12 protein-coding genes are annotated in these 11,128 nt (G+C 37.7%); 6 read left to right on the top strand and 6 right to left on the bottom strand.

The genetic code is table 11. From position 1 onward, the window contains the following. Nucleotides 1-204: 204 nt before the first annotated feature. Complete coding sequence (locus ABES02_RS28350) at nt 205-435, bottom strand: hypothetical protein (RefSeq protein ID WP_430141171.1); 231 nt, start codon at nt 433-435, stop codon at nt 205-207. Between the two features lie 138 nt (nt 436-573). Between ABES02_RS28350 and pdaB the strand changes: the two genes are divergently transcribed. Next, nucleotides 574-1,326: a polysaccharide deacetylase family sporulation protein PdaB gene (gene pdaB, locus ABES02_RS28345; protein ID WP_430141170.1), complete on the top strand. Its 753-nt coding sequence runs from the start codon at nt 574-576 to the stop codon at nt 1,324-1,326. Between the two features lie 18 nt (nt 1,327-1,344). Here pdaB and ABES02_RS28340 read toward each other — a convergent pair whose 3' ends face one another. After that, nucleotides 1,345-2,016: a KinB-signaling pathway activation protein gene (locus ABES02_RS28340; protein ID WP_430141169.1), complete on the bottom strand. Its 672-nt coding sequence runs from the start codon at nt 2,014-2,016 to the stop codon at nt 1,345-1,347. A gap of 148 nt (nt 2,017-2,164) precedes the next feature. Here ABES02_RS28340 and gerD point away from each other — a divergent pair, with 148 nt between their 5' ends. Beyond that, nucleotides 2,165-2,782 carry a spore germination lipoprotein GerD gene (gerD, locus tag ABES02_RS28335; RefSeq protein ID WP_430141167.1) on the top strand — a complete coding sequence of 206 codons (618 nt, stop codon included), beginning with the start codon at nt 2,165-2,167 and terminating at the stop codon, nt 2,780-2,782. Between the two features lie 54 nt (nt 2,783-2,836). Here gerD and ABES02_RS28330 read toward each other — a convergent pair whose 3' ends face one another. From ABES02_RS28330 to ABES02_RS28320, 3 genes are all read right to left on the bottom strand, one after another. Next, entirely contained in the window at nt 2,837-3,889 is a 1,053-nt protein-coding gene (locus ABES02_RS28330) for a P-loop NTPase (RefSeq protein ID WP_430141166.1), read from the bottom strand. Nucleotides 3,890-4,039: 150 nt separating this feature from the next. Continuing rightward, nucleotides 4,040-4,771, bottom strand: coding sequence for an N-acetylmuramoyl-L-alanine amidase CwlD (gene cwlD / locus ABES02_RS28325; RefSeq protein WP_430141165.1), 732 nt, complete (start codon nt 4,769-4,771; stop codon nt 4,040-4,042). Between the two features lie 59 nt (nt 4,772-4,830). Next, entirely contained in the window at nt 4,831-5,274 is a 444-nt protein-coding gene (locus ABES02_RS28320; RefSeq protein ID WP_430141164.1) for a YbaK family protein, read from the bottom strand. A 147-nt stretch (nt 5,275-5,421) separates the two neighbouring features. Here ABES02_RS28320 and ABES02_RS28315 point away from each other — a divergent pair, with 147 nt between their 5' ends. The 4 genes from ABES02_RS28315 to ABES02_RS28300 all read left to right on the top strand — a co-directional run bounded on the left by ABES02_RS28315 (nt 5,422) and on the right by ABES02_RS28300 (nt 9,549). Further along, nucleotides 5,422-5,790, top strand: a complete 369-nt coding sequence (locus ABES02_RS28315) for an SET domain-containing protein (RefSeq protein WP_430141163.1) — start codon at nt 5,422-5,424, stop codon at nt 5,788-5,790. 101 nt (nt 5,791-5,891) lie between these two features. Next, a complete protein-coding gene (locus ABES02_RS28310) occupies nt 5,892-7,382 on the top strand; it encodes a spore germination protein (protein WP_430141162.1) in 1,491 nt (496 codons plus the stop codon). 17 nt (nt 7,383-7,399) lie between these two features. Beyond that, a complete protein-coding gene (locus ABES02_RS28305) occupies nt 7,400-8,488 on the top strand; it encodes a GerAB/ArcD/ProY family transporter (RefSeq protein ID WP_430141161.1) in 1,089 nt (362 codons plus the stop codon). Continuing rightward, entirely contained in the window at nt 8,485-9,549 is a 1,065-nt protein-coding gene (locus ABES02_RS28300) for a Ger(x)C family spore germination protein (RefSeq protein ID WP_430141160.1), read from the top strand. Before ABES02_RS28305 ends, ABES02_RS28300 begins: the two co-directional genes overlap by 4 nt. Nucleotides 9,550-9,677: 128 nt before the next feature. On the opposite strand, the gene ABES02_RS28295 is transcribed toward ABES02_RS28300, so the two are convergent. After that, entirely contained in the window at nt 9,678-11,039 is a 1,362-nt protein-coding gene (locus ABES02_RS28295) for an IS1182 family transposase (protein ID WP_430141158.1), read from the bottom strand. Nucleotides 11,040-11,128 lie beyond the last annotated feature (89 nt).

Raw genomic sequence — 11,128 nt, 5'->3', positions numbered from 1 at the left:
ACGAATATTATTGTTTGTTTGATTGTTTCTTGTTTGTTTAGTTTTCAAAGAACAATTTCACAATCGCTCAAAAGCGACTTTTTTAATATATCACCTGCAAACCATAAAGTCAATAACTTTTTTAAGTTGTTTTTATTATGTCAGCAGCGACGTTTATTAATATACCAAGATACTATAAATAAGTCAACGGTATTGCAAAAAAAATTATCCTTTTTTTCTGTCCTTTTTTCCTCTTCGCATATATTTTAAACACTCATGAGGAGATGCAACTCTTCTAAATAAAGTAAAAAGAACTTTATATCTTTCTTCCATAGATCTTTTTACAATATGATCAATTCGTTCATCCCTTAAATCAAATAATATTTCATCCATTTCTCTTTTTATAAGGTATTCCATTTCTTTTACTTCTTTTTCATTGATGAGAAGTCCAAACATTGAATAACCTCCAGTGAAATTTCTAGTTATAGTAGTCTTTTCCAATTAATGAAATTTTATAATAAAATTCTCTAATCATATTATTTAAAAAACAAGCATAGGTTGAAGACAAGGATGGTATTGGACGAGGTGGTCATGATGAATTTCTTTGTTGTACTTAATGGAAAAGCTTTAAAAAATGTTGTACTTATCTTAATTGCTGCTTTTTTTACGGCATGGTTTCTCTATATGGAGAATCTTGCACAAATACCTGTCTTCTCTACGAAGGAGGGTCCAAAAGCTGTTTATCGAGGTGAAAAGGACCTTGCTCTGACCTTTAATATTGGATGGGGGGATGAAAAGGCAGAGCCTATTTTAGATACGTTAAAAAAGGAAAATGTGAAATCGGCTACTTTCTTTTTGTCTGGAGCATGGGCGGAAAGACACCCTGATATTGTCAGCAGAATTGTAAAAGATGGTTTTGAAATTGGTATTCTTGGTTATGATTATGTGGATTATCAGGACTTAGAGGATTCGAAAATTGGCAAAGACATTGCCAAAGCCCAGGAAGCGTTTGGCAAATTAAATGTAAAGGATATTAAATTATTACGTGCTCCGACAGGACATTTTGACGAGCGTGCATTAAAAATTGCCAAAAGATATGGATATACGATGGTTCATTGGCGTGTGGATTCAAAGGATTGGACCAACCCTGGTGTTGGAAAGATCGTTGCAAATGTTAAAAAAGCTGATAAGGGAGATATTGTTCTTCTTCATGCATCAGACTCAGCAAAGCAAACAGCCAAAGCACTTCCGCTTATCCTTCAGGATATCCGTCAAAGAGGCTTGAAGCTTGTTTCCGTTTCAGAAATGATTACCAACGGGGAAGTGCAATCGAAGGAAATAAATTAAAATAAGAAAACCGTCCATCTAAACGGACGGTTTTTTTGTCATTTTTTTAGGGGCATTAGCATTTCGGTTAATTCTTTCCTGTCTTTCCTTTTCTGATTGTGTATTTAATTTATGAAGGATTAACAATTGATAGGCATTACATGCTATTAAGGCAAACATCATTAGAAAAAGCCAATTTTTTGAGTTTGTCCTTAGAACAGGAACCCATTCTACAACGGTTACGACAATCATAAAGAACAGGGCCGGGATAAAGGCTTGTTTATTGGTCTGTTTCATTTTGTACCAGGCACAAGCAACCCCTGCCGCTAAAAGAATCAAGGCAGGTATGAAAAACGAGAATATAGATTGTCCAGTATTTGCGAAATTCTCATATCGCAAATAAACCAAGTCAAACAAAGCAAACAGAATCACAACCACCTGAACAGCATTCCAAAGCGAAACAGATTTAAATATTCCTAACCCGAACCGGTGTATCGTTAAATATGCAAAAAAGCCCATTTGGCTGATAGCACTAAATAAAAACCCCATTACGATAAACCAAATTAATGCGGATAAAATATCACCAATTTTAAATTCAACAAAATATGATTGCATTTCATTCCAGCGGACAATAAATCCCACAATAGCTGTCGTGAGCCCGCCAACTCCTAATGTGGTCATAAACAATCTTACCAAATTACGGCTTGTCACCTTAAAACCTCCAACGTACAAAATAAATTCCATACTGATTGTACCAATCCAAATTTGAAAAATCCATATTTTAAAGTTTCAAACGAATAATCTGACCAAGTTTTCTCCATTATAAAATTAAGGATTCTTATGTGAAAGGAGCTTGAAAATGAAAGTGAAAAATATGTTGCTCCTCCTACCCGTCATGTTGTTTCTGACAAGCTGTTCTTCCAGTGATACAAGCAGCGGAGGGCAAGTGGATTACGACGAAACAAAAAAAATGGTCGTGGATATTCTTAAAACGGATGATGGCAAGAAAGCAATTGAAGAAGTTATGTCGAAAGATGGCATAAAAGAAAAATTAGTGATGGACCAAAAGGTGGTTTCTGACACCATTTCACAAACACTTACTTCTGAAAAGGCAACTGAATTTTGGAAAAAAACCTTTAGTGATCCAAAATTTGCTCAAGGTGTTGCTAAAAACATGAGATCCGAAAACGAAAAACTATTAAAGGACCTGATGAATGATCCTGAGTATAGAGGCATGATGATTGAGGTTTTTAAAGAACCAGAAATTCAAAAAGAAATGGCAGATGCCTTAAAAAGCAAAGAATATCGCGAACACCTTCAGAAAGTCATTACCGAAACGGTAGATAGTCCATTATTTAAAGCTAAAATTGAGCAACTGCTGCTAAAGGCGGCTGAAGAAACGGCTAAGTCAAAAACCAGTGAAAAAAGTGGATCAACAGAAAAATCCAGCGGTGGGCAAAGCAGTGGCGGATCATAATCCTAAAAACGATTAAAACAAGCCTCTTCGTTAAATCGAAGAGGCTTGTTTTTATTACTTTTTAAGTAGGCTGACTACTTTATCGGCAATCTCTAGATATATTTTTCCGATCTGATGGTCTTCTTGGTAAATTGACGGTGCAAAGTCTTCATCATTCCAGTCTGGCTGGTTAAGCGGTAGCCGTCCAAGAACCATGGTATTTAATTCTTCAGCAAGCTTATCACCGCCGCCTTGACCAAATACATATTCTTTTTCACCCGTTAATTTGCTTTCAAAATAGGCCATGTTTTCAATAACCCCTAAGACTTCGTGGTCTGTCTTTATTGCCATTGCACCCGCACGTGCTGCAACGAAAGCAGCTGTTGGATGTGGCGTTGTCACGATAATTTCTTTACATGCAGGAAGCATGGTATGAACATCTAGCGCGACATCTCCTGTTCCTGGCGGCAGATCTAATAGTAAATAATCAATTTCGCCCCACTCGACTTCATTGAAGAAGCTGTTTAACATTTTACCAAGCATTGGACCGCGCCAAATGATTGGGGAATTGTCTTCGACAAAGAAGCCCATTGAAATTACTTGAACACCAAAACGCTCTACAGGAATGATTTTTTCTCCTCTGACAACTGGACGTTTTGTAATTCCCATCATATCCGGAACGCTGAAACCGTAAATATCTGCGTCGATTAGCCCCACCTTTTTACCTAGGCGCGCTAAGGCAACGGCTAGATTTACCGATACCGTTGATTTTCCTACACCGCCTTTACCACTGGCAATTGCGATAAACGTAGTATTTGAAGAATTGAGCAGGTTTTTCTCCTTTTCAGGCTCAGCATGGCGGTTCGCTGCTAAAACTTCTTCTGGAAGTTCACTAAAACGGATACCGACTGTTGCCGCCCCTGCTTCTTTTAATAAATTCACGATTTGTGTTTGCAACTGCAATTGTTCGCTTGTCCCAGTTCGAGCAATGCCAACCTTTACACTTACATGGTTCTTATCTTCTTTAATCTTAATTTCCTCAATTGCATTTAACTCTGCTAAGCTTTTATGTAAAAATGGTTCTTTGAGGCTGCCTATAGCCTCACGGACTCTTGCTTCTGTTAACATGAAATAAACACCTCACCAGTTGAATTCGTTTCCATCTCTCAGTATATCACAAACGAACAAAGAATCAGTTAATTGAATCACACATCAAACCTATTGCAATACAGAAAATCTCACTAAACTAATAAACGGAAGGTGTATCTTCACCTTCCATTAATCAGTTTCTTTTAATTCCTTTTCATTCGTAAAGTATCGCATGATTCCACGGTAAACAGATTCAGATATTTTCTGCTGATAAGATTCCTTTTTTAAATTGGCCTTTTCGGCAGGATTTGAGAGAAAACCTACTTCGACCAGCACGCCAGGCTTTTTAGCATTTTTTAAAATATAAACGGAATTAAGCGGCTTCGCCTTACGATTGGTATTCCCTAAGTTATTACGAAGCTCCTCTTGAATAAATTTAGCTGCTTTCGCATTTTCCTTATGATGAGGAGCATAAAAGGTTTGAGCACCGCTCCATCTCGAGGAAGGAATCGCATTTAAATGAATGCTGACAAAAAAGTCATTATCGGAATCATTAATCATTTTTAATCTTTTTTTCAGATCCTCTACTTTTCTGCGGCTGTAGCCTCTTGTACCATCATCGGCTAAATCTTTATCACTATCTCTTGTCATCACAACAAGAGCACCCTGTTGTTGTAAGAGGTCCCTTACCTTTAAGGTAATATCTAAGGCAATATCTTTTTCCAGTGTTTTTCCGGTTCCAGCCCCGCCATCAGGACCGCCGTGCCCTGGATCAAGTAAGATGATTTTTCCCGATAACGGAAGATTCCATGTTTTCCATGAGTCATTTTCCGTAAAATCGTGTTGTAAGATGAGGAATAAGACAAGTAATCCCACCGAAAAACCGATTATTTTCAATCTGCGCTTTGACAACCAAATCATTCCTTCCCGCTCGTCCCTGTTCAATAAACTATATGGGACAAGGGGGAAAAATATGACACTTAATGAAGTCTCAGTTTATGGCGTCTTTGGCCCTTTTCATAGCCCTCTCTCCACCAAACATGGATATATTGTTCACATAAATAATAAAGGGATTCACTCATGGCACCTTCCTGGCCATTTCCCCAGTACAATAAAAAATTATATAACGTATCAATCAGATGTTTCTCTTCGCGGAAGCAGCGCATTCTGACGTCTTCCATGCTCTCTCCATGATAACCAAATTTACTGAATTTCGCCCCTAATAAAAATGCTTCAAGGGCGACATCATAACAGGCTTCCTCAATACCTGTATTCATAACCATACTAGAGGCAATATTGGTGGATCCGAAATACTGCCGTACTCTTTCTTTCAGTGTATTAATCGATAAATCCCGCAGAACGGAACGCTCGTATTTTATTTGTTTTTCACGTCGTTTTTCTTTAAAGGTTGTTATGACTGTCACTTCGTTTTCACCTCTTAGAACTATTCTGTATCCCTCGTTCAGAAGAAATGCAAAGTGGTCATTTCCAATTTTTATTTTAAAAATTAACAACCGTCTCCCGTCATGAATACTTTTATAAAAACCATATATAAAGGAGGTAAAGAAATTGTGCTAGAAGTAAAAGAATCGAAATACGGCAGAGGTATTTTCGCGACTCGTGACATCCAAAAGGGTGAACTTCTCGATGCCTCGCCAATTATCGTCATTCCAAATGAAGAGTATAAATATTTGAAAAAGACAGTGCTGATAAACTATGTATTCTGGTGGGGGAAAAATGATAAAACCCGTGCGGTTGCCTTAGGCTACGGTTCACTTTTTAACCATTCCTACACACCAAATGCTAAATATAAATTTAAAAGGAAAAAGGACACCATTAATTTTTATGCCTATACCGATATTAAAGCTGGTGAAGAAATATTGGTTAATTATAATGGTGACCCTGATGACCAATCCCCCGTATGGTTTGAGGTGTTATAAAGCGGATTCCCCCTTCAAGGGGGGATTTTCTTTTGAATTCATAATCTTTCCATTATAGGAAACGATAAAGATAATGCTGAATACGGCGGTGACTGAACAAAATGGGCTGGTTTACAAAAAATCAAGAACATCACAGTCAAAGGGAATCGCTTGAGCAATATTTACAGCGGTCTAATGACTTTAAAAAAGTTACATATATCAATCAAAAAACGGACATTTCGTTCTCGTTTTCGTTTATTTCCACGCTTATTGATGAGAGTATTTTACAAGTGAATGCTCTTCCCTATTTACTGGAAAAATCGTTCGAAAAAATCGAAGATGTTAAGAAACTTGTTGCAATAACGGATGTACAAATTAGTGATGATCCAAGTGAAATTGAACAGAAATTGTTTAATGGATATGTCCTTGTCACGCTTGATTCTGACCGTAACAACTTTGCCTTTTTGGCTGCTCAAAAGGAGCTAGTTCGCGGGATTACAGCACCGGAGGTAGAATTTAGTGTAATTGGTCCCAAAGAAGCCTTTGTCGAATCACTCTCACAGAATGTAAACCTGATTCGAAAGCGGCTGCCTGTTAAAGAGCTAATTGCAGAAGAATTGACCATTGGTTCACTCTCCAAAACAAGGGTATCCCTTTTATATCTTGATGGGATTGTAGACCCTGAGAATGTGAAAACCTGTATGGAACGGCTAAAAAATATCGAATTTGATGCCGTTACGGATAGTTCTTATATCGTCCAATTGATTTGTGATAATAAAAATTCACCTTTCCCCCAGCTTCTGGATACTGAACGTCCGGACAGGGTTACAGCGATTTTGGCAGAAGGCAAAATTGCCATATTCGTGGATGGGTCTCCTCATGCCCTGATTGCACCAACAACGCTGGTTGAATTTTTTGGTTCTTTTGAGGATTATTTTTTAAATTGGATGTTGTCCTCTTTTTTCAGACTCATCCGGCTTTTCGCTGTTGCCTTTTCTATTTTAATTACACCAGTTTATGTAGCAACACTATCTTACCATTACGAGCTCATCCCAAAAGATTTAATGAATACGTTAGTAACCTCCCGTCGGGAAATTCCGCTCCCTCCTATTTTGGAAGCCCTTTTTTTGGAGCTAACCATTGAACTGCTCCGCGAGGCAGGAGCCCGTCTTCCGACAAAAGTTGGCCAGACCATCGGTATCGTAGGCGGTATCGTTATCGGAACAGCTTCGGTAGAAGCAGGACTGACAAGCAACGTCCTTCTCATTATCGTGGCACTTGCGGCACTGGCATCTTTTACAACACCTGTTTATAAAATGGGCAATGCCATTCGTCTATTGCGTTTTCCCTTTTTGTTCTTTGCCGAACTCTGGGGGCTTCTTGGAATCGTCTATTGCTTTTGTCTCCTTATGACACATTTAATAAAGCTTACTTCCCTTAATAGGCCATTTTTAGAACCAATTTATCCGCCAAGATTAACGGACCTAAAAGATTCTCTTATTAGACTTCCTTATAGCAAACAATGGAAAAGGCCGCAAACCTTAAGAACCCAAAATCCTGTCCGTTTTCCTCCTCCAGGTAAAAAAAGTAAGAAAAGTGATATTGACGAATAGGAGGGGAGTATTGAGCAATGGAACAATTAGTACCTGAAAAAGCAAAAATATCACCTTTTTTAGTTTTTTTTCTCGTCCATACGATGCAGCTTGGAATTGGTGTGCTAGGCTACCAGCGAATTATTGCCTTGACTGCTGGGTATGATGCATGGATATCTGTCATTTTAGCTGGGTTAAGCATCCATATTATCGTATGGATGATGTATAAAATTCTTGAAACAGCAGATGGGGATATGGTTACCGCACATACGTACGTTTTTGGCAATAAGTTGGGCAAACTATTATCATTGCCATTTGTTATCTATTTTATTGTTATCGCTGACACACTGCTGAGAACTTATATCGAAGTCATCCAAGTATGGATGTTTCAGGATATGAGTACATTTTGGTTTGCTTTGGCTTTTTGCCTTTTAGCTATCTACATCATTTTCGGAGGGTTCAGAACCGTTACAGGCATTGCCTTCTTTGGGGTTGTTCTTCCTGCTTATTTAATAGTAACTTTTTTCTTCACCCTTCCATATGCGGATTTTAGAAATTTAATGCCTATCCTTGATCACTCAATAAAGGATTTCATCAAGGCATCTTATCAGATGTCCCTCACCTATACTGGTTATGAAATCTTGTTATTTTTTTATCCGTATATCAAAGAACCACAAAAATCAAAGAAGTGGGCCCATCTGGGTGTTCTTTATACAACTTTTCTTTATACATTGCTTACCTTAGCTACGTTCGCCTATTTTTCAGAGGGGCAGCTCCAGAAGAGTATTTGGGCAACCTTAACGATGTGGAAAATTGTTGAGATGCCCTTTGTGGAACGGTTTGAATACATTGGTATTGCTAATTGGATTATTGTCATTCTGCCTAATTTTTGTATTGCCCTTTGGTGTGCCAGCCGCACTCTAAAGCGAGTGACTAACATTAAACAAAAGTATGGAGTCTATGGCGTATCATTAGCGGTATTAATCACTATCAATATTTTTAGGTCACGTGAACAGATTAACACCTTCATCGACTATACAGGTAAAATTTCCTTTTATATTAACTATGGATACATTCCACTGCTCTTTTTTCTAGTAATGATAGTGAAGAAGGTGAAGAAAAAATGATAAAAACTGCTATCACTCTTTTAATGGCTATTACTGTTTTAGTGGGATGTGTACGAAAAGAGATTTTAGATGATGTCAATCTGGAATCTGGGAGTGCCTATGATTATGTTGGCGGCAAAATACAAGGAACTGCCTTAGTACCTGTTTATTTACCGAATAAAGAGGTAGAAAATAAAACTTTTTCCGCTATTTCTGATTTAAGTAGAGATTTTTTAAGAGACGTGCAGCGCCAATCTTCAGATCCGCTAGTCACCGGGAGCCTTAAAGTGGTTCTATTTGGTAATCGTCTTGCAAAAGAAAATGGAATATTGGATTTGATTGATTCCTTTCAACGGGACCCCAGTATAGGTGCCGGCTTGTACCTTGCAACAACAAAGGGAGAGGCGAAGGGTATTCTTGAGGGTCAGTACGGAAAAAGAGGAAATGCCATATATTTATCGAACCTTATCCGTCATAATATGAAAAACAAAGATATACCGAAAACAAACCTCCACCGTTTTTTATTTGACTTTAATCAAGTAGGAAAGACGCCTTATCTTCCACAATTAAATAAACTTGATAAGGATCAGATAGAAATAAGCGGTATTAGTTTTTTTAGGTACGGACATGTTGTTGATACAATTCCAGCCTCGAAAATGTTTTATTTTAAGCTGCTCGTGGACAAATATAGTCGAGGAACTTTAACGGTGGTTCATAAAAAGGAAAGAGCAGCCATTGAAAGCATTCGTTCCAAATACAAGATGAAACTATCTTCTAAAAAGCCATTAACTGTAAATGTAAAGCTAAAGGTAAATGCTATTTTAAATGAATACTCAGGGAAACGTATTACCCCTAAGGAAATTAAGGAAATCGAAAAATTACTGGAAAAAAAGATTGAAAAGGAATGTACCGAATTAACAAAAAGGTTTCAGAGTAAAAGTATTGACCCTGTTGGGTATGGCCATTTTGTAAAAAGCAACATCAGAAAGTTCAATTTTAAAAAATGGGAAACCGATTATCCACGTTTAAATGTAAATATCAAAGCAGATGTAATAATTACGGAATCTGGGGTAATTGAATAATTAAAAGACTCCCAATGGCTGGGAGTCTCAGATTGTAGACAAAAGGCATCCGAATGAGCCCATTCGGATGCCTTTTTATTGGATTATTGCTCGTAAGAGCAATATTTAGACCTACCCTATACCTATTATTATGCCATTTCTGGACTCCTCCATGTCCAGCTGGCCATCTTTTTCAAATTCATGGCAGCAAAAGTAAGCATCGCTTGCATGGACAATTTTTTTAAGCCTCTTAAGGTTGTCCAACGCATACCATGCTTTTCCTTAGCATCCGCAAAGACACGTTCAACCGTTTCTTTACGTCTTGCGTAAATGCTTTTATTCTCTTGTGTGTGACGAAGATGGTCAGCTTCTTCTAAATAGTTCTCCCACACATGACGCTGAATCAGTTTTTTATGTTCTTTACTCTGCGTGCACTGTGATAGTAATGGGCAAGTTTTACACTCAATCGGATTAGAGAAGTATTGACGGTATCCTTCCTTCGTCGTGGTTGCATATTTTAATATTTGTCCTTGCGGACAGATATAACAATCATAGTATTCATCATAAACATATTCATGCTTTCTTAAGTAACCATCCTTCGTACGTGGACGAGTATAAGGTAAAGCTGGTGTCATATCATTTTCAAATACGAATTGAGCAATCGCAGGTGTCTTGTATCCAGCATCAGCAGCAACAACTTCAGGTTTACCGTGTTTTTCGATGATCTTCTCTAATAGCGGCTCGAAAATGACGCTATCATGGATATTCCCAGGCGTTACAATTGTGCCCAAAACAAAACCGTTTCGATCCGAAGCTGCATGAAATGAGTATGCGAACTGTTTCGTTCGCTCATCTTTTACGTAATAACCACTCTCTGGGTCAGTAGTGCTTTCTTTAATTTCTTTTAATTCTTCTTTATCAAATTTATCTGGAGGAAATGGCTTTTTCCCGTGATCTTCGCGGTCGTTATTAATCTCGTCTTGTAGACGTGCTTCATAAGCTTTTGATTCTTTTCGAACTACTTTCTTCTCAAATTTATGCTTATTAGCGCTTGCCTTAACATGTGTAGAATCAATAAATACGTGCTCGCTACTAATCAATTTCTTGTTTGAGGCTTCCTTCAAAATACGATAGAAAATCTGTTCAAATAAATCCGTATCTTTAAAGCGACGTTCGTAGTTTTTACCAAAAGTCGAAAAGTGTGGTACCTTATCATAAAAACCAAAGCCCAGAAACCAGCGATATGCCATATTTGTTTCGATTTCAGCTATAGTTTGACGCATTGAGCGAATACCGAAGGTATATTGAATGAAAGCCATCTTAATCAATACAACAGGATCAATACTCGGACGTCCTCGTTCAGATGAATACATATCTTGAACAAGTGAATAGATAAAAGAAAAGTCGATAGCAGCTTCAATCTTACGAACCAAATGGTTCGCTGGTACAAGTTGTTCTAAAGCTATCATTTCTATTTGGTCACGATTCATCTGTGTATTTTTAGTTAGCATTTCATTCACCCCATAAAAATCTCGATACCTTAATTATACAAAAAAGACTGCCGGCAAACCCGAAATTTTTCGAATTTGTCGACAGTCTG

Source organism: Neobacillus pocheonensis, from assembly GCF_050477905.1.
Taxonomy (GTDB): Bacteria; Bacillota; Bacilli; order Bacillales; family Cytobacillaceae; genus Neobacillus; species Neobacillus pocheonensis_A.
Note: the sequence above shows the minus strand (reverse complement) of the source record. Positions and strands in the feature narration are given on the sequence as shown.